The organism is Streptomyces sp. NBC_00210, assembly GCF_045160975.1.
In the GTDB taxonomy this organism is placed as follows: Bacteria; Actinomycetota; Actinomycetes; order Streptomycetales; family Streptomycetaceae; genus Streptomyces.
In genome coordinates this window covers 7,341,816-7,359,746 of the sequence record NZ_CP108120.1, presented here as the reverse complement: position 1 = coordinate 7,359,746, position 17,931 = coordinate 7,341,816, and the positions used below count along the sequence as shown (strand labels likewise).

Below are 17,931 nucleotides of genomic sequence, written 5' to 3'. Positions count from 1 at the left end.
GGCCTAGGAGCCGCCATGAGCAACGGAGACATTTTCGTCGGTGAGGTCATCGGCACCGCGATACTCATCCTCTTCGGCGCGGGCGTATGCGCCGCCGTCACGCTCCATCACTCCAAGGCAAAGGCCGCGGGCTGGGTCGTCATCGCCTTCGGCTGGGGCTTCGGCGTGCTGGCGGGCGCGTACACCGCCGCACCGCTGTCGGGCGGGCATCTCAATCCGGCCGTGACACTCGGCGTCGCCGTCGACACCGGGGAGTGGAGCAAAGTCCCGCTCTACATCCTGGCGCAGATGGTCGGCGCGATCCTCGGCGCCGTACTGGCCTATCTCGTCTACTTCGCGCAGTTCCGGGCCAATGCGGACACGGCGAACGCACAGCCCACGCTCGGGATCTTCTCGACCGGTCCGGAAATCCGTAATCCCGTGGCCAACCTGATCACCGAGATCATCGCGACGATCGGCCTGGTGCTGCCGATTCTCGCCTTCGGCAAGAACGACGGCATCGGCATCGGCCAGATACCCGGGCAGGACGCCGGGATCTACGGCTCGGGCATCTCCATCCTGCTGGTGTCGCTACTGGTCGTGGGCATCGGTCTGTCGCTCGGCGGACCGACGGGTTACGCCATCAACCCGGCCCGTGACCTGGGACCACGCATCACCCACGCACTGCTGCCGATCCCCAACAAGGGCACCTCCGACTGGGGTTACGCCTGGGTGCCGGTGGCCGGACCCGCTATCGGCGGGCTGCTGGCCGGCCTCATCTTCAACGCAGCCTTCTAGGCCTTCCGGCCTCATTGACAAGGGGATGTCATGACGGACAAGTTCGTCGCCGCAATCGACCAGGGCACCACGTCCAGCCGCTGCATCATCTTCAACCAGGACGGCGCGATCGTCGCCGTCGACCAGCGTGAGCACCGTCAGATCTTCCCCAAGCCGGGCTGGGTGGAGCACGACGCCACCGAGATCTGGTCCAAGGTGCAGGCGGTGGTGGCGGGGGCGATCGCCAAGGCGGGGCTGCGCGCCGACCAGCTCAGCGCGCTCGGCATCACCAACCAGCGGGAGACGACGGTCCTTTGGGACCGGTCGACCGGAAAGCCGGTGCACAACGCGATCGTCTGGCAGGACACCCGTACCTCCGGGCTCTGCAACGAGCTGGGGGGCACGGACGGGCAGGACCGTTTCCGCGACGCGACCGGGCTGCCGCTCGCCAGCTACTTCTCCGGGCCCAAGGCGGCCTGGCTGCTGGACAATGTGCCCGGGCTGCGCAGCCGGGCCGAGCGCGGCGAGATCGCCTTCGGCACCATCGACTCCTGGCTGATCTGGAACCTCACCGGCGGCACGGAGGGCGGGGTCCATGTCACCGATGTGACCAACGCGTCGCGCACCATGCTGATGAATCTCCAGACCCTCGAGTGGGATCCGGCGATCCTCTCCGCGATGAACGTCCCGCAGGCAGTGCTCCCGGAGATCAGGTCGTCGGCAGAGGTGTACGGGACGGCGGTCGGCCAGCTCGCGGGCGTGCCGGTGGCCTCGGCGCTCGGCGACCAGCAGGCCGCGATCTTCGGACAGGCCTGCTACGACACGGGCACGGCCAAGAACACATACGGCACCGGCAGCTTCCTGCTCCTGAACACCGGCAACCGGCCCGTGCCGTCCAAGAGCGGACTCATCACCACGCTGGGCTACAAGATCGGCGACGAGGCACCGGTCTACTGTCTGGAAGGCTCGATCGCCATCACCGGTGCGCTGGTGCAGTGGTTCCGGGACCAGTTGGGCATCATCCGCAGCGCCGACGAGATCGAGACCTTGGCGGCGAGCGTGGACGACAACGGGGGTGCATACATCGTGCCCGCCTTCTCCGGGCTCTTCGCCCCGTACTGGCGCTCCGACGCGCGCGGTGTCATCACCGGCCTGACCCGGTACGTCACCAAGGGGCATCTGGCGCGAGCGGTGCTCGAGGCCACGAGCTGGCAGACGCGCGAGGTCGTCGACGCGATGTACCAGGACTCCGGCGTGCAGATCACCACGCTCAAGGTCGACGGCGGTATGACGGCGAACAATCTGCTGATGCAGCATCAGGCGGATGTGCTGGGGGTGCCGGTGATCCGGCCGAAGGTCTCCGAGACGACGTGTCTGGGGGCTGCGTACGCGGCCGGGCTCGCCACCGGCGTCTGGTCGGACCTCGACGAGCTCAAGGCGCACTGGCGGCGCGATGTGGAGTGGTCGCCGCGGATGGAGGCGCAGATCCGCGAGCGCGAGTACCACAACTGGCGCAAGGCGGTGGAGCGGAGCTTCGGCTGGCACGAGGAGGACGGGACGTGACCTCGTAGACCCCCCACGCCACCTCGTGAGCATGCAAGGCGGAGCTCGTAAGCATGCAACGCGGACCTCGTAGGCCTGCAACGCCGAAAGGCTCACGGCCCGTACCCCTGTCGGTGGGGGTACGGGCCGTGTCTTGCTCTGTCTGCCGCGTCAGGTCGTGGCGTGCTCGCGCTGCCGGTCGGCGCGGGCCAGCGCATGCTCCACCACCGCGACCAGCACCTCCTTGGCGGACTCGCGCTCGCGCGCGTCGCACATCAGCAGCGGCACCTCGGAGTCCAGGTCGAGGGCGGCCCGTACCGTCTCACCGGGGAAACGGCCTGCGCCTTCGAAGCAGTTGACGGCGACAGTGAAGGGAATGGCACGGCGTTCGAAGTAGTCGATGGCCGCGAAGGAGTCCTCCAGGCGGCGGGTGTCCGCGAGCACGACCGCGCCCAGCGCCCCCTGCGCAAGCTCGTCCCAGAGGAACCAGAAGCGGTCCTGCCCCGGTGTGCCGAAGAGATAGAGCACCAGGTCCTCGCGGAGCGTGATGCGCCCGAAGTCCATGGCCACCGTGGTGGTCGTCTTGCTCTCGACGCCCTCGATGTCGTCGACTGGCCGGCCCGCCTCGCTCAACGCCTCCTCGGTGCGCAGTGGTCGTATCTCGCTGACCGCACCCACCAGGGTCGTCTTGCCGACGCCGAACCCGCCCGCGACCAGGATCTTCAGGGTCACCGGCTCGACAAGCGGCTTTCGGCGGCTAGAGCGCCCGAAGACCATTGATCACCTCGCGGAGAATGCTCACGTCCGGCAGTTCGGCCGGCGGAACGGGACGGGTTACGTGGACCAGCGCGTCCTCGACGAGATCGCCGACCAGGACGCGTACCACTCCGACCGGGAGGTCCAGGGTGGCCGCGAGTTCGGCGATCGACTGTGGGGTGTCACCGCACCGCTCGACGATCTCCACATGCTCCGGCGAGAGCGACTGGTCGCGGCCGGGGTCGTCGGCCGCGACCTCCGGTACCACCAGGGCGATCAGATCCAGGCGGTGGCGGGTCGCGGTGCTCGTCCGGCCGCGGGTCATCGCGTACGGACGGACCACCGGGCCCGCGTCGGCGTCGAAGAAGTGGTGCTGTTGCTGAGCGTGCTGAGCCGAGTCACTCATGCCCCACACTCACCCTCCGGCGGTCTGACCGGTCCGTGGCGCGGTGGACAGGTGGACTCCGACCCGCTTGACCATCAGCGTCATCTCGTACGCCACCAGGCCGACGTCGGAGTCCGCGTCGGCGAGGACGGCCAGACAGCTGCCGTCGCCCGCCGCCGTGACGAAGAGGAATGCCTCGTCCAGCTCCACCACGGTCTGGCGGACCTGGCCCGCCTCGAAGTGGCGGCCGACACCCTTGGCGAGGCTGTGGAATCCGGAGGCCACGGCGGCGAGATGCTCGCCGTCCTCGCGGGTCAGGTCACGGGAGGTGCCGGTGGCGAGGCCGTCGCCGGAGAGCACCAGTGCTTTGCGGATGGTGGCCACCCGGTCGACGAGTTCGTCGAGAAGCCAGTTGAGCTCGCCGGCTCCCTTGGCGGTCGGCGGGGCGCCAAGGGCGCCCGGTGCTGCGGCATGCGGTGCGGTCATCGACCGTCCCCCTCGAAAGTCGTTCCTGGTGCGGTCTCGCCGGGGCCGGCGGCCTGGTCGGTGGTCGCGGCCTCTTCGGCGTTCTGGCGGCGGCCGCGCTGCCAGCCTCGTTGCATGGAAGCCATACGGTTGCGTACTTGTTCCGCGTCGCGCTCGATGTCCTGCCCCGCGGCCGGGGCCGACGTCTGGTCGGCGGCGGTGCCCTCCCTGAGCTGGGGGGCGAGGCTGGCCTGGCGGACTCGACGGGGCAGGCCGTCGAGCGGGGCGGGCTCGGATGTGGGTGCCTGGTCGGTCAATGGAGCCTTCTTGGGCGCGGGCGCGGGCGCGGGGGCCGCCGGGGCCGGTGCGGGCCAGGGCGCATGGCGCGGCTCGGCACGTGGTTCCGGACGTGGCTCCGGGGCGGGCGCGAGCGCGGGTTCGTCGGCGTGGCCCGGTCCGGGCGCCGGAGCCGGGTGCGTACGGCCCCGTTCGTCCACCCTGCGGCCGTGGTCGGTGACCAGGGTCGGCGGCTTGCGGCGGGGCAGTGGCACCGGTCCCGGCAGCCGCTCGGGCATCTGGTCCAGCGCCTGTTGGTGCTGCTCGTCCGGGGCCTGACGCCGCCGGTCGCGGGCCCGGGCCCGGAAGATTCCGCCACGCTCGCTCTCGGTGTCCTCGATGTCGCCGTCCCCGCTGATCGCGTCGACACCGGTCATGGAGTCGACACCGCCGAGCACCGTCCGGTCGTCGAAGCCCAACGCGCCTACGGGCGGCTCCAGTTCGACGGGCCCGTCGAGCAGCGCCGAGCCGCCGAGACCGGTGGGCACCTTGGCGAGCGCCGAGAGCTTGCCGTCACTGCCACGCCGTCCGGCAGCACTCTCGCTCTTGCGGTCGAGGCGGAAGCCGGTGCCCTGGGTCTCGGGGGCCTCGGTGAGCAGGGCCGCGGGTATGAAGACGACCGCCGTGGTCCCTCCGTACGGCGAAGGCTGCAGCGAGACGCGGACGTTCTGCCGCTGGGCGAGCCGGCTGACGACGAAGAGACCGAGCCGGTCGGTGTCCGAGAGCTCGAACTCGGGGGTCTCCGCGAGCCGCAGATTGGCGTCGAGGAGTACTTCGGGAGCCATGCCGAGACCGCGGTCGTGGATTTCGAGGGTGAAGCCGTTGGCGACCCGCTCGCCGTGCACCTGGACACCGGTGTGCGGGGGCGAGAACACCGTGGCGTTCTCCAGGAGTTCGGCGATGAGGTGGGTGAGGTCGGCGACGGCCGGGCCGCCGACGCCGATGCGCGGCAGTCGGCGCACCTCGATGCGCTCGTAGTCCTCGACCTCGGCGACCGCCGCCCGTACGACGTCCATCAGCTGGATCGGCTTGCGCCACTGGCGGGACGGGGCGGCACCGGAGAGGATCACCAGGCCTTCGGCGTGCCGCCGCATACGGGTGGTGAGGTGGTCGAGGCGGAACAGGTCCGCGAGCTCCTCGGTGTCCTCCGTGCGGCGCTCCATCGTGTCGAGGAGCGTCAGCTGACGGTGCAGCAGCACCTGGTTGCGGCGGGCGAGGTTGACGAAGACCTCGGAGACTCCGCGCCGCATGTCGGCCTGCCGGACGGCTGCCTCGACCGCGGCGCGCTGAAGGGTGTTGAGCGCCTGGCCCGCCTGGCCGATCTCGTCCGAGTCGTAGTCGAGGCGCGGCGCCTCGGTCTCGACGTCGACCTGCTCACCCGCGGCGAGCCGCCGCATCACGCTGGGCAGCCGTACACCGGAGACCTCGTGGGCCTCCTTGCGCAGCCGGGAGAGGTCGCGCACAAGGTCACGGCCGATGCGTACGGAGACGATCACCGAGACGAGGAGAGCGAGGAAACCCAGCACGCCGGCGACCCCGGCCTTGACGAAGACGCTGTACGCGGCGGGCTTGAAGCGGTCCTGGTAGCGCACGCCCGCGTCCTTGGCCTCGCGGCCGAGGTCGTCGATGACGGGGGTGGCGGCCGCCTGCCAGCGCGAGGCCTCCGATGCGCCCGTCTCCTCGACCGGGCCTGCGGTGATGAGGCGTTCCTCGGCGTCGCGCAGGGGGGCGGTCTTGGGGCTGCGCCAGTACTGCCTGTAGATCTCGCGTTCGCCGGCGGGCAGGACTTCGAGATTGGTCTCGTAGTACAGCTCGCGCTTGGCGACGAAGTCGGAGAGCGCGCGGATCTCGGCTGCCGTGACATTGCGTGTGACGAGGGAGGAGGCGATCAACGCGTCCTCACGGGAAAGCATTTCGAGAGCGCGGACGAGGCCGACGAGGGCTCGGGCCTGCCGTTCCATCTCCGCGTTGTCGAGTGCGTGGAGCGTCAGCAGGAAGCTGTAGCAGGGGTCGACGAGGCGGTTGTAGTACTCCAGCGCCTGAGTGCGGGAGACGGTGCCCGTCTCGACCGAGCGGCGCAGGGCGCCAAGACCGTCGAGTGCTTCGAGAAGCGAGTTGAGTTCATGGGAGCTGTCGGAGCGCATGTCGTCGCGGACTCCGGGCTTCCCCATATTCGTTTTGATCTTGGCGATGGCCTTGTCGGTCGCCTCGCGCTCGCGACGCAGATTGGGCAGCGCGTCCGAAGCGCGGCGGTCCGCAAGGTAGATGAGCGTCTGGCGACGTTCTTTCTGGATGACGCCGACGGTGTCCGCGACCGGATTACCGACTTCTTCCACAACGGAAGTGACGTCGAGAAGCTGATTGGCCTCCCGACCGGTCAGTACGGTGGCGAAGCCCCAGAGGGCGGTGAGGGAGACAAGCGGCACCAGCAACAACGCCACGATCTTCCGGCGGATGGACTTCCCGCGAAAGCGCATGGCCTCCCCCTGCTCAAACCCGCCCGGTGCGGGTGGCGTTCCTCCGTCAACAAACGGCGTGAGCCTACTACTGTCACACTGACAACTCGAAGGCACGTCCGGACTATTTTCGGCCGACGACAGACGTGTTGATCATGGGTTGTCCTGGTATTCGGGGAGATGGCATTCCCGGCAGCCCCACAGCACACCTGGCGGCACGTCATCTTTCGGACCGTCGTAGATGGCTGGAATTCTTCGCTCCGCGGGAATCATCCGACCCGGTCAATCGTCCTTGTGTACGGGGGCTGTGTACGTCGGCAGGGGCACGGGGGTTCGCCGCATTCGATGCGGGGCCGCCGCGGCCGGAGTAAGGCAGCGGATTGCGGGCAGCCACCCTGAAGTCGGACAGAGGTGGGAGTGACAGGGTCCATGGACACGGACGAGCGTCGCAGCAAGGTGCAGGCGGCGGGTTATGCGGAAGTCCCGCGTCAGCTCTGGGTGGAGGAGCCGGCTGTGCGACGGCGCATGGCCGATCCGGTCCGTACGGCGGCCGTGCGGGCGGTGATCATCGCATCGCTGACGATGATTCAGGCGATGATCGCGTTCCTCTGCACGCTGGCGGGGTCGTGGCTGGCGTTCCCGATGGTGCTCAGTGGTGTGGCCAGCACGGTGGTGGCGACGTGGGCGGTGCTGGATGTGTGGGTGACCCGCCAGGTGTGGAATCAGCGCAATGGCGTGGTGTCCATGCCCAGCAGCACGGCGCGGCAGTTGCGCCGGGAGCGCCGCAGGGCGCGGAAGACGGCGCGAGCGGCTGCGCGTGAGAGTGCGCGGATACGGCGAAGGGAGCCGGGCAGGCGGCTGTCGGCGACGGGCTGACGTCCGGGCCCGGGGCGCGGGTGGTTTGTCAACGGTGACGGCGGCGCCCAGCTTCTCGACGAACGCCGCACCCTTCAGGCCGTCGAAGCCGCGCTTCACGACCTCGGTCCCGTACCGCAAGAACGCGGCGACACGTTCGTCGGCCCCCTGGCGACAAGGCTCGGCATCCGCCCAGCAACTCCCGCTGATCGTCGCTCAATCAGCGGTAGCCGATGACGCGGTACCGCGTCACCGAGCGGGCTCCGCCGTCGCGGTCCTCACCGTCACCGCTGCTGACTGAAACCCGACTTGTCCTAACAGGCAGTGCCCCAACAACCAATAGATTCACGACCGTTGAAGCGCATAGCGTGCTCGCCTCACGGACGGCAGCCCCGACGCGGTGCCGTCCCTCCGCCAACGAGGGGACACACACATGCGCATCAGCGCGCCAAGAAAAGCCGTCATAGGTGCCGCTCTCGGCACCCTCGTCCTCACCGGCATCAGCGCCGCAACCGCGCAGGCCGCACCGGCGAAGTACAGCGTCACCGTCGCCCAGGCCCCGGCCGTCAAGACCGTCTACGCCAACACGGACGCCGCCGCGAGCTGCAAGCTCAACACCATCACCATCACCCGCACCAGCATGTGCATGGACGTCGGCGCCCGCGTCGACCTGCGCAAGAACGGCAGGCCGGTCGGCTCGGCCACCTTCGACATCAAGCACTCCATGACGCTGAAGACCAACAAGCTGAAGTGGGGAGAGAGCTTCACCGTCGGCAAGGCCAGGCTCGTCAACGCCGGCGGCATCCACATCAACGTCTCCGTCGGCGGCGGCAAGGGCGTCAAGACCGCCGTCAAGTTCCCGCAAGGGTCCACCCTCGGCGCAGCCCACAAGGGAACCGTCGGCTACGCAGCCAGCGTCGGAAAGATGAAGCAGCTCGCCAGCCCGGCCTCCTACCGGTTCACCTTCACCAAGCCCGGCTACACGGCGGGCGGCTTCACCTACAAGTCCGCCAAGTACCGCTGCGACGACACGTTCTGGGGCCCCAAGAAGCGCACCAAGAACCCCGGCTGCGTCTTCCCGTCCGTCTCCCCCGTCTTCACCCTCTCCCGCAGCGACGCGAAGGTGAGGCAGTCCGCCAACCACATCCTCGACGCCCAGCGCAGGATCGCCGGTCACCCGGGCGCCTCCACCCCGCTGCACCGCATCACCAACGAGAAGACCATCAACGCCCACCGCAAGGCCATGTGCGCGAAGGTGCACAACCCGGACCCCAAGAAGTACGACTGCGACGAGTACCCGTTCGCTGCCAGCAAGGAGGGCGGCAACCCGGCCCGCGGCAGCACCCGCATCATCTCCGCCGGTGACAACCGCAGCGCGGGCGCCCGCCTCGGCGGCTTCTACAAGACCCAGCGCGTCCTCAACGGCGACGGCTACTACGTCCGTATCAAGTAAGGCGCGCAACGGGCCTGCCACAGGTCCCGTCTACCCTTCCAGGACGTAACCGGCAGGCACAGCATGCACGATGGGGGTTCTCCATGCAGCGTTCCAACTGGCCGCTCCTTGACGGCCGCACCCGGCCGCTCAAGATGAAGGAGTGGGGCGACCTGGCCGTCATGGACCCCGACGCCGGCAAGCAGCCGCGCGGACGCGGGTTCCTGGCGGCCGAGAAAGACTGGCTGCACATCGACGCCGGAAGCGCCCTGGAGAACCCCATCGTCACCCTCTACGCCGGAGATGACCCGGGAGCAGAGAGCGGCTGGGACGAGGTCGAAGAGATCACCGTGATCTCCACGACCGGCTTCCTCGCCCTGTGCGACAGCGGATACGAGCCGCTGCGCAAACAGAATCTCGCCACCGCAGGAGTCGGCCCCTACCTGATCCGCGTCCATGCCGGTGACCGGTCGTCGGACGGCAAGAAGCCCCGCTTCCTCATCCAGGTCATCCCCGGCGAGCGTACGGGGGCCGAGCCCGAGCCGCCCTCCTCCACGATCGAGGAGTCCGCCGGTCCGCTCCTGGTGCGGACGTCCTTCGAGCAGCCAGATGAGTGGGCACGCCTGCTCCAGGCCCTCGAAGGAGGCTCGGAGCACTACGAGTCGATCACCGTCATCGACAACCGCGCCTATGCGGGCTTCACGGCGGATCAGATCCAGGCGCGGATCGGGCGGGATGACGAGGACTGGCCCGACAGTACTCTCGTCCTCATCGCCGACGAGCGGGCACTGGCCTCCGCAGAGTTCCCGTTGCTGGCCGTGAACAACCTGCCCGACGATGACGACGATCCGTTCAGGATCACCCTCGCGGCGGCCGGTTCCTTCGTCGTCAACATGGAGCTGGCGAACACGAGCTTTGGTGAGTGGGGCTCTGGTGTCGACGCCGACGGCGTCTACCGGGAAGAGCACTACTGACAGTGCTGAGGGGGCGCACACCACGTGGTGTGCGCCCCCTCAGCACTGTCGTCTACTTGTGCCCCGTAGCGGCCCCCAGGCCCGCGCCCGCAGACCTGGGCGCGCCCCGACCGCGACGCGGACCCGCGGGCCCGGGCACCCCGGACACGCCCAAGGCCCGCACTGCGGACGGGGCGTGCCCGAAACCCGCACCCCGGGCTGCGGTTACCGCTTGAACATGCGCGTCGCGGTGATTTCGCCGTGGACCGTCTCGCCCGTCGGATCCTGCTGCGGCAGACCGGGCCGCAAGTGTTCCTCGACGCTGATGTACTTCAGGCCCGCGCGCAGGTCCGCGTCATTGCGCAGCCGGATGACCAGCGGGAACTCGGCCAGGGCCGTAGTGTCGAAGAGGCCCGTCGTATAGAGCAGTTGGACGCCCAGCGCATCCGAGACCGCCCGCTGAAGCTCCAGCAGATACGTCGCGTTGGCGCGACCGATCGGGTTGTCGAGGAAGAGCGTGCCGGCGTGCCGGTGCTTGTCCCGGCCTCGGTCGTTGCTGCGGAGCGCGGCCATCGTGCAGTACAGGGCGATTGCCGCGGTGAGCAGCTGGCCGCCGGAGAAGACGTCGCCCATCTGCCCGACCGGGACCCGCTCCGCCCGCAGCACCGCGTCCGGCTTGAGGATCTCCACCGCGATGCCCTTCGGCTGCAGCGCCGCCTGAACGCCGCGCAGCAGCAGGGACATCCCGTCCCGGCGCCCCTCTCCGTACGCCGCCGCGGAGTTCTTCTTCACGGCAGCCCGGGTCGCCTCGTCGATGACCTCGCCAAGCCGCTCGGCGAGCGTCGTCTGGTCCGGCTCCTCGAAGCGGATCCGCAGGAACTCCTGCCCCGACCACTCACCGAGCCCCTCCGGCAGACGGGACAGCCGTTGCGCCGAACGGAGCGTCGTCAGCGCGGACTCCACCAGGCCGCGCAACCGGTCCACGATCGTGTCGCGGTTGCGCTCCAACTGCTGCAGTTCGTCGGTCAGCACCCGCAGCCGGGGGGCGAATGCCTCCGCCCATTTCGCGGCGTGCTCCGGCAGCGCCGTGGCGGGCAGCTCCCGGATCTGCTGGCGCGCGGGGGTGCGCACCTGCTCGTACCGGCTGGAGTTGGCGTGCCGTACGAGGATGTCGCTCGCTTCCCGCACGGCGGCCTCGGCGGCGGACAGATCGGTGGCGCAACCGCGCAGTGAGCGGCGGGCCTCGGCGGCCGAGTGGCGCGCCTCCTCCAGCGTGCCGGGGTAGGGCTCGGGCGCTTGAGGACCCTCCTCGTCGTGGTGCTCCCGCAGCAGGTCCCGCAGGAGCGCGGCGGTCTCGTCGAAGCCGCCTGCCGCGTCCTCGGCGACCCGGTGCGCCTGGAGCAGTCCGGCGTGGGCGGCCCGGGCCGTCTCCAACGCATCGGTCCGCGACGCCAGTTCCGCCGTGGCAGTACGCAGCAGGACCTGCGCCCGCTCGGCGTCGGCCGGCACCAGCTCCTCGGGGAGCTCCGTGTGCGACTCGCCGTCGGCAGGGGCCAGTCGCTCGGCCTCGCCGCGGAGCCGGCCCAGCTTCTCGCTCGCCTCCGACGCACGCGACTCCAGCATCTGTACAAGCGACTCCGCACGGGCGGCTGCCGCCTGGCGGGACGGCCCGTCGGCCCCGTCGGTGCCCTCCAGGAGCTGGGCGGCCCGGGTGCGGACCTTGTTGGTGAGCCGGTCGAGTTCGGCGAGGGCGGCGCTCTCGTCGCTCTCGGCTCTGGCCTGCTCGGCCCGCAGGTCGGCGCCGACTCCCACCTTTTCGTACAGCTGCGACGCGGCCCGGTACGCCTCGCGCAGGGCGGGCAGCGCGGCACGCGGTGCGTTCTCGTCAGCCTCGGGCAGTGTCTCGGGCGCACCGGCGATCTCGGCACGCTCGGCGCGCAGCGCGCGGGCGGTGCGACGGGCGTCGTCCCCGGCGCGCTGGGCGGCCCGGCGGTCCTCGTCGGCGGCCTTCGCCCGCTCCAGGCAGGTCGCGGCCCGGGCCTCGGACTCGGCCGCGTCGTCGGCCAGTTCACGCAGCTTCAGCTGCCAGCCCGCGCGCTCGCGGAGCCGGAAGGCCAGGCCCGCGAGCGCGTCGGCGGCCCGCCGGGCGCGCTGGGCCGCGTCCTGTCGCTCGTCGCGGACTCGGGCGGCGTCGGCCGCGGCCTCGTCCACCTCGGCGCGCACGGTACGGGCCTCGGCGAGCGCTGCCTCTGCTTCTTCGGCGGCTTCACGCGCGGCCTGCGCACCCTGTGCGAGCTCGGCGAGCATGCCCGGCGGACAGTCCGCCCGCCACGAGCCGAGGCGGGCGGCGAGCGAACGGTCCCCGGCGAGCCGCGCCGCGAGCGCACGGATCTCCTCGTCCCGCGCGGTGGCCCGGGCCCGCAGCGCGTGCCGCTCCTCGTCGGCCGCGTGCTCGTCGTGCATGGCCGGGTTCGGCGGTACGAGGAACACCTCCCCGTCGCCTGCGCCGCCCGTGCCGGGTCCGGGCACCGGCGCGAGCAGCGCGGCGGCCGTGCCGACGGCCACGGTGGAGCGGGGCAACAGCGCGGCCCCGGCAAGGATGTCGCGTGCGCGGGCGTGCGAGGCCGGATCGGTGATCACCACACCGTCGACGAGTTCGGGGCGCGCGGCCAGCACCGCGGCGTGGTCGGCCGGGTCGACCGCCTGCGCGAGGTAGCGCCAGCCGGGGAGGGCGGGGATGCCGTGCTCACCGAGGTACTCGACGGTCGCGAGGACGTCGGGCCCGGGCGGCAGAAGGCCACCGTCGCCGAGCGCTCCGAGGATGCGGGCGTCGTCGGCGGCAGCGGTGCGCAGGTCGAACAGCTGGCGCTCGGCGGAGGCGACGTGCTGGTCGAGGACCTCGCGCAGCTCGTCGGCGTACCGGTCCAACTCCTCGGCGGAGAGAGGCTCTTCGGCGGCACGGAGGGGGGTGTTGGGGCGTGGCCCACCGTGCACGGAGTCCGGCCCCTCGCCGGTACGAGCCGTTCGACCGCTCGCGATGACGGCGTCGCGCCCGTCGCCCGTGCCGTCCGCGAGGCCGCCACCCGACGCATCAGCCGCCTCGGCGGCGTCCTCGCCCGTCGGGCGCTCCTGCCCGAGGTCCTCCGGCGACAGGCCGTCCGCCCCCGCCCCCGCGCCCCGGCGTGGCGACGGCACCGAAGCCTGCACCGTCGGCGGCAGGCTCAGCAGTTCCGCCAGGCGTTCGTCCTGGGCGATCGAGTCCGCCGCGCGGCGCTCCGCCTCGTACGCGTTCTCCGCCGCCAGCGCCGCGTCCGACGCACGAGCCGCCGCCAGTTCCGCGCGAGCCTCTGCCGCGGCCGCGTCCTTCGCGCGGTCCGCCGTCGTGCGCGCGGCCTCGCGGGCCGCGTCCCACGCCACGACCGCGGTCTTCTCCGCGTCGCTCGCCGCCAGCGCGGCCCTCGCCGGGTCGGCGTCCGGCGCCGTGTCGTCCAGCCAGCCCGCCCGTACCGCCTCGGCCGTCTCCTGCTCGACCTCGCTCAGCCGCTGCCGCAGATGACCGATCTCGCTGCGGGCGCGCTGCGCCTCCGTGGCCGCGGCCGTCGCATCACGGTGGGCGGCCTCGCCCGCCTCCTGGAGAGCGGCGGACCGCTCCTCCTCCTCATTGGCCACCCGCTCGCCGTCCTCCGCCGCGCAGTGCAGCGCGCGGACCAGGTCGGCGGCGGCCTTGGCGCGGGCGGCGAGCGCCGGGGCGGCGTCCCGCTCGGCCTCGCGGATCGCCGCGGCGACCCGCGCGGAGCGGTCCCCGGCGGCGCGGTGGCGCAGTACGGCCTCCGCGGCCTGCCAGGCGGAGTGCAGCGTCCGCGCGTCGCTCAGTTCGCGGCGCTGTGCGCTCGCACCCTTCTCCGCGACGGTCAGCGCCAACGAGGCGTGCCGGTAGGCCAGTTCCGCGGCGATGAGCGAGCTGCGGCCGCGGGCCTGCTCGGCCTCGGTCACGGTATGCGCGGCGGCTGTGACCTGCTGGGCGAGCTCGGCCGTACGCCCCCGCTCCTCGACGGCACGGGCCGAGAGCCGGCGCGCGAGCGTACGCGTACGGCGCTCCGCGCCCGCGTGGATGTCCCGCGCCTTGCTCCGGGCCTCGGCCGCCTCCACGATCCGGCCGAGCAGATCGACCGAACCGGCCGTGAAGTCGCGCTCGGCGGTCAGTTCGGCGCGGCGGCCGAGCTTGTTGCCGAAGCTGCCGATGAGATCGGCGAGCCCGTCCGTGTCGCGCGTGTCGGTGACGGCGCGCAGCAGCAGATCAGTGAAGTCGGAGTCCTTCTTCACCGCGAAGAGCCCTGCCGCCTCGCCCTCGTCGGCGTTCATCTCCCGCTGGTATCGGAAGAGTTCGGGGTCGAGACCCACGTCGCCCAGGTGCTCGTTCCAGCGGTCGTGGATCTCCTCCCAGTACACATCGAGGTGCGGATACGCCTTGCCCGCCTCGGTGATGGCGTCCCGGAAGCCCTTCATCGTGCGGCGACGGCCCTGCGCGCCCGAGGCGCCATCCACGGGCGGGCGGACGGCCGTGGACTCGGCGACGGGCAGCGAGTCGAGGCTGAGCCCGGGGCCCGGCCGGAAGGAGTACCAGGCTTCGGCGAACTTCCGCGGGTCGTTGGAGACCTGGCGCCCGCGCCATTCGCTGACCTTGCCGACCACGACCAGCTCGCCGGTGAGCGTGTGCTGCCACTCCAGGGCGACATGGCCGCAGTCGTCGGCGAGCAGGAACTTGCGCAGCACGCCGGAGCTGGCGCCGCCGAGGGTGTTGCGGTGGCCCGGGAGCATCACCGAGAAGATCAGCTTCAGCAGTACGGACTTACCGCCGCCGTTCTCCAGGAAGAGCACGCCGGCGGGCGCGGGGCGACGCGGCGGGCCGACCGGCTCCTCCTCGAAGAACTCCGCCTGGGTGGGGGCGGGGTGGGGCACCGGTTCGCCGACTCCGCGCAGGTCCAGCACGGTGTCGGCATAGCGCGCACCGGCGGGCCCGATGGAGTAGAGGCGTACCCGGGACAGCTCGTACATGGCGGCGGACTCTCGTAGGCGGCAGACGTGCGGGGCAGATACGGGGGATCAGGCGTGGAAGGGCAGGCCGGCGTCGGCAGCCAGTTCCAGGTCGTCGGTGTCGGGCGGCGGAACCAGGGTGGCGGTGCCGTCGCTGACCGGCACGACGCCGAGCTCCAGGAGCTCGGCCATGGCCGCACTGCCGGCCATGTCGCGCACCTGCAACTGGTAGCGGGCGGTGGTGCGGTACGCGCCTCCGGCGTCGTCGCCGGTCCGCTGGACAAAGCCGGAGTCGGTGAGGAAGGCGACGGCCTTGCCGATGATGCCGGTGGTGGATCCCGCGAGGCGCCGCGCGTCCTTGGTTGCGCCGGTGGCGCTGCGCCGTGCGTAGATCCGCCAGGCGGCCTCCAGGCCGGGCACCTCGGTGGCCGGGTCGGTGTTCTCGCCCTGTTCGTCGGCACGCTCTTCGAGGCGGCGGCAGGCCTGACGTACGAAGGCGTCGACGCCGTTGACCGTGATCCGGCCGATGTATCCGTCGTCGGCGAGGTCTTCGGGGCGGGGGAACGCCATCGCGGCGACGGCGAGATGGGCCAGGCCGTGCAGGAAGCGGTCCGCGGAGTCGGCGGATGCGCGGCGGGCGTAGTCGCCCATCCGGACGGCGAAGACGGAGTCCTCACCGGCGGCCACGGCCATGCCCGCGCGCGGGGAGACTTCGAGCACGACGAGCCCGAGGCCGGTGGCGACGGCGTCGGCGAGCCGGGCGAAGGCGGGTTCTTCGCGGTAGCGGCGCAGCAGTTCGGCGTACTCGGCGTCGCGGGCGGGGAGCAGCTTGGGTTGCAGGCCGAAGGAGACGAGGCGGGCGGCGTCGGCGGCGTCGGCGGGCGTGACGGCGGCGGGGGTGGCCGGGACCGACGCGTCATGGGCGTCGGCCTCACGCCAGGCGTGGTGCTCGGCGGGGTGGTCGGTCACGGGTGCTCCTGCGGAAGGTCTGGGCTGAGAGGGGTGTGGTGCGGGTCGGGACGGAGCGCGTGGGCGAGCCTCTCCCCTACCCTCCCCCTACGCCCTGGCGGGCGTGGGGGGACCCCCATTTCCCGTAACTGCGGCGCCGCCCCAGGCCCCGCGCCTCAAACGCCGGCGAGGCTGGAAATATGCGGCCTGCCCGCACAATCAAGGACCTCCGGCGATTGAGGAGCTGGGGGTCCCCCCACGCCCGCAGGGCGCAGGGGGCGGGGCAGGGGACTCCGCCCCCGAGCGGGGTCCGGGGGCGGAGCCCCGGCGTGATGGTCACGCCGCCTCCGTGCGTGCCGCCGCCATGCCCGCCGCGTCCAGCAGCGCCGTGCCCACGATCAGGTCCGCGCCGCCGAATTCCGGGTCGTGCAGTTCGGTGCCGTCGTCGACGGCGAACAGGAGGCGCTCCTCGCCCTGGCGGTAGGCCGTGCCGACCGGGGGGCTTGCGGCGTGGATCGCCAGCAGGGCGACCAGGTACGGCAGTTCGGGGTCGCGGCGGCGGGCCTCGGCCAGCAGGCCCGAGAGGCGGCGCGGCGCGTCATGTTCCAGGTCGAGCAGTTCCATCGCGCTCGCCAGCTGCTCCTCGCTGAAGCGGCTGTCGTCGGGCGTGGCGATCAGATCGGGCTCGGGCATCTCCGCGCCCAGATGCTCGCGCTCCACCGGCGGGGTCAGCAGCATCTCGACCAGGTCCCCGACCCGTACCGACGCGGGCGTGCGCAGGCCGGTGCCGCGGGCGAAGAACGCGTCCGTGACACGGATCGCGCCCTCCACGGCAAGCGGCAGGAGCGGGGCGACCAGCTGCCCGTACAGATCGAGCCCGGTCCGCGCCGAAGGTCCGGCAAAGGCCTGGCGGTCCTGTTCGGCGCGGAAGAGCGGGCCTGCCTCGAGCAGGCGGGACTGCAGCTGTGTGTGGCGGCGGATGCAGTCCTTGACTATGTCGACGAGCTCGGCCGCGCGCCGCTTGTGCTCGGGGTCCTCCGCTTCGTCGCGTGCCTTGCGGATGTTCGTCAGGATCGCGTTCTCATGGCGGTAGCGGTCGGCCACATGGTCGAGCGCCTCGGCGATCATGTCGGGCACCGCGTTGAGCCAGTCGACGGCCCGGACATTGCGCCGGGTCGCCTCCAGCGTCCTGCGCAGCGTCTCCGCGTACTGCACGGTGCGGTACCTGGCCTGTTCGGCCGCGAGCTGCGCATCGGCCAGCCGGCCCCGGTTGATCAGGACCTCAAGCTTCACCTCGGCCGCGATCTGTGCGCTGGTGACGTCCGTGTCGAGCGCGCCCACCAGGACGTTGACCGCTTCGTCCGTCGTACGCAGATAGACGCTTCCGCCGTATCCCGGCACTTCCTCGATCAGCTTGAAGTCGTAGTCACGACGGGTGTAGACGCCGTCGGGTCCGAACGTGCCGTACACCGCGCGGAAGCCGCGGTCCACGCTGCCCACATTGATCAGGTTCTCCAGGACCCAGCGGGCGACCCGCTCATGCTCGGCGACCGGGCGCTGCGGGGCCTGGGCGGCAACCCGAGGAAGCAGCCTCGCCACTATCTGGTCGTGGTCGGCACCGGTGTCGAAGTCCATGTTGAGCGTGACGAGGTCGATGGCCGCGAGGGCGACCTCCGCCATCGCGTACACCGTGTACTGACCCGCGAGATTCGCCTTGCGGGTGTCGAGGTCGTGCAGCGGGGCGGTGCACGCGAGCGCGCGCAGCCGCCGCGCGAGCCCTTCGTCGGCGGCCGGGCCCTGCGCGGGCCGCGGCCCCGCGCTGAGCTGGTGCGGAACGAATTCCGTCGGGGCAGTCGAGACAGGCGAAGTCACGCTGCACAGATTAGGTCCTCCCACTGACAACGGTCGAAACGGCGCAGAAGCGACCGCGCGGCTACGGTGCGTTCCATCGGCCCCGGGCACGGTCGCCCCACCCGTGCGGGGCCTCCCCGCCCGCGTCGAGCCCGCCACGCC

12 protein-coding genes and 1 pseudogene are annotated in these 17,931 nt (G+C 71.3%); 6 read left to right on the top strand and 7 right to left on the bottom strand.

The features are described 5' to 3' along the window. The first annotated feature begins 15 nt into the window (after positions 1-15). Positions 16-777: an MIP/aquaporin family protein gene (locus OG729_RS33375; RefSeq protein WP_360884652.1), complete on the top strand. Its 762-nt coding sequence runs from the start codon at positions 16-18 to the stop codon at positions 775-777. A gap of 30 nt (positions 778-807) precedes the next feature. Then, positions 808-2,319, top strand: a complete 1,512-nt coding sequence (gene glpK / locus OG729_RS33370; protein ID WP_360884649.1) for a glycerol kinase GlpK — start codon at positions 808-810, stop codon at positions 2,317-2,319. 150 nt (positions 2,320-2,469) lie between these two features. Here glpK and OG729_RS33365 read toward each other — a convergent pair whose 3' ends face one another. From OG729_RS33365 to OG729_RS33350, 4 genes are read right to left on the bottom strand one after another with little or no spacing between them, the layout of a single operon-like run. Next, positions 2,470-3,075 carry an ATP/GTP-binding protein gene (locus OG729_RS33365; RefSeq protein WP_360884646.1) on the bottom strand — a complete coding sequence of 202 codons (606 nt, stop codon included), beginning with the start codon at positions 3,073-3,075 and terminating at the stop codon, positions 2,470-2,472. Further along, complete coding sequence (locus OG729_RS33360) at positions 3,056-3,460, bottom strand: DUF742 domain-containing protein (protein ID WP_360884644.1); 405 nt, start codon at positions 3,458-3,460, stop codon at positions 3,056-3,058. The genes OG729_RS33365 and OG729_RS33360 overlap by 20 nt, the downstream gene beginning before the upstream one ends. A gap of 9 nt (positions 3,461-3,469) precedes the next feature. After that, positions 3,470-3,925: a roadblock/LC7 domain-containing protein gene (locus OG729_RS33355; RefSeq protein WP_360884641.1), complete on the bottom strand. Its 456-nt coding sequence runs from the start codon at positions 3,923-3,925 to the stop codon at positions 3,470-3,472. Next, positions 3,922-6,717, bottom strand: coding sequence for a nitrate- and nitrite sensing domain-containing protein (locus OG729_RS33350; protein ID WP_405809633.1), 2,796 nt, complete (start codon positions 6,715-6,717; stop codon positions 3,922-3,924). Before OG729_RS33350 ends, OG729_RS33355 begins: the two co-directional genes overlap by 4 nt. A gap of 408 nt (positions 6,718-7,125) precedes the next feature. Here OG729_RS33350 and OG729_RS33345 point away from each other — a divergent pair, with 408 nt between their 5' ends. From OG729_RS33345 to OG729_RS33330, 4 genes and pseudogenes are all read left to right on the top strand, one after another. After that, positions 7,126-7,572, top strand: coding sequence for a hypothetical protein (locus tag OG729_RS33345; RefSeq protein WP_405809631.1), 447 nt, complete (start codon positions 7,126-7,128; stop codon positions 7,570-7,572). A gap of 45 nt (positions 7,573-7,617) precedes the next feature. Then, a pseudogene (locus tag OG729_RS33340) lies at positions 7,618-7,752 on the top strand (MerR family transcriptional regulator); the annotation flags it as partial. A gap of 232 nt (positions 7,753-7,984) precedes the next feature. Then, complete coding sequence (locus tag OG729_RS33335) at positions 7,985-9,004, top strand: NucA/NucB deoxyribonuclease domain-containing protein (RefSeq protein ID WP_360884633.1); 1,020 nt, start codon at positions 7,985-7,987, stop codon at positions 9,002-9,004. Positions 9,005-9,087: 83 nt separating this feature from the next. Then, entirely contained in the window at positions 9,088-9,957 is an 870-nt protein-coding gene (locus OG729_RS33330; protein ID WP_360884630.1) for a DUF6924 domain-containing protein, read from the top strand. A 204-nt stretch (positions 9,958-10,161) separates the two neighbouring features. Here the strand turns inward: OG729_RS33330 and OG729_RS33325 are convergent, their stop codons facing one another. The 3 genes from OG729_RS33325 to OG729_RS33315 all read right to left on the bottom strand — a co-directional run bounded on the left by OG729_RS33325 (position 10,162) and on the right by OG729_RS33315 (position 17,790). Next, complete coding sequence (locus OG729_RS33325) at positions 10,162-14,991, bottom strand: hypothetical protein (protein WP_405809629.1); 4,830 nt, start codon at positions 14,989-14,991, stop codon at positions 10,162-10,164. 48 nt (positions 14,992-15,039) lie between these two features. Beyond that, positions 15,040-15,939, bottom strand: coding sequence for a hypothetical protein (locus OG729_RS33320; protein WP_405809627.1), 900 nt, complete (start codon positions 15,937-15,939; stop codon positions 15,040-15,042). Positions 15,940-16,254: 315 nt separating this feature from the next. Continuing rightward, positions 16,255-17,790, bottom strand: a complete 1,536-nt coding sequence (locus OG729_RS33315) for a hypothetical protein (protein ID WP_405809626.1) — start codon at positions 17,788-17,790, stop codon at positions 16,255-16,257. Between the last annotated feature and the right edge of the window lie 141 nt (positions 17,791-17,931).

Bases quoted from the DNA above. Each gene is read 5' to 3' on its own strand.
- OG729_RS33375 (WP_360884652.1), top strand. From the start codon at position 16: ATGAGCAACGGAGACATTTTCGTCGGTGAGGTCATCGGCACCGCGATA.
- glpK (WP_360884649.1), top strand. From the start codon at position 808: ATGACGGACAAGTTCGTCGCCGCAATCGACCAGGGCACCACGTCCAGC.
- OG729_RS33365 (WP_360884646.1), bottom strand. From the start codon at position 3,075: ATGGTCTTCGGGCGCTCTAGCCGCCGAAAGCCGCTTGTCGAGCCGGTG.
- OG729_RS33360 (WP_360884644.1), bottom strand. From the start codon at position 3,460: ATGAGTGACTCGGCTCAGCACGCTCAGCAACAGCACCACTTCTTCGAC.
- OG729_RS33355 (WP_360884641.1), bottom strand. From the start codon at position 3,925: ATGACCGCACCGCATGCCGCAGCACCGGGCGCCCTTGGCGCCCCGCCG.
- OG729_RS33350 (WP_405809633.1), bottom strand. From the start codon at position 6,717: ATGCGCTTTCGCGGGAAGTCCATCCGCCGGAAGATCGTGGCGTTGTTG.
- OG729_RS33345 (WP_405809631.1), top strand. From the start codon at position 7,126: ATGGACACGGACGAGCGTCGCAGCAAGGTGCAGGCGGCGGGTTATGCG.
- OG729_RS33335 (WP_360884633.1), top strand. From the start codon at position 7,985: ATGCGCATCAGCGCGCCAAGAAAAGCCGTCATAGGTGCCGCTCTCGGC.
- OG729_RS33330 (WP_360884630.1), top strand. From the start codon at position 9,088: ATGCAGCGTTCCAACTGGCCGCTCCTTGACGGCCGCACCCGGCCGCTC.
- OG729_RS33325 (WP_405809629.1), bottom strand. From the start codon at position 14,991: ATGTACGAGCTGTCCCGGGTACGCCTCTACTCCATCGGGCCCGCCGGT.